General features: G+C 42.9%; 1 pseudogene. It reads right to left on the bottom strand.

From position 1 onward, the window contains the following. Positions 1–447, bottom strand: a pseudogene (gene purR, locus R7190_RS28530) (HTH-type transcriptional repressor PurR); the annotation flags it as partial. Positions 448–625: the final 178 nt, after the last annotated feature.

The raw sequence follows: 625 nt of genomic DNA, 5'->3' as shown, positions 1-625 counted from the left end.
TGGGCCCCAATCCATCACAACTTTCGGGATATCTGAGTGACGATCTAACATCTCTTTTAGTTCTTCGGTTAGATCTGAACACATCACCAAAATGCCATCTACACGTTTCTCAGCAAGCATGCGGATGTAGTCGCGCTGTTTCTCGTAGATGCCGCCGGTATTACACAAGATCAATGTGTAACCTTGACGGTAGCAGTAACTTTCTACACCGTCGATCACTTCAGAGAAGAATAGGTTAGTTGACTGTGTTACCAACATACCAATAGTACGAGTTGAGTTGCATTTTAAACTACGAGCAACTGCGCTTGGTGCGTAGTTAAGCTCATCAACCGCTTTCATTACTTTTTCTTGCGTTGCTTCTGCAACAAAACGTGTCTTATTAATAACGTGCGAAACTGTCGTGGTAGAAACGCCGGCTAAGCGAGCAACGTCTTTTATAGTGGCCATAAATGATGTCCTGTATCGAGCTACTTAATACCGTAGTGAATACAACCATACGCTTAGTTTTTTGCGCAAACTAAACACCACAACAACAGTAGTGTCTATTCTAGTAGGCAGCGGTTGTACCGAAATCGGTATAAAAAGATTTGTAGCAACTTGGTTGAAGGTACTCGGCTTCCTACTA

The sequence above is a fragment of the Vibrio sp. 1078-1 genome (assembly GCF_033340475.1).
Note: the sequence above shows the minus strand (reverse complement) of the source record. Positions and strands in the feature narration are given on the sequence as shown.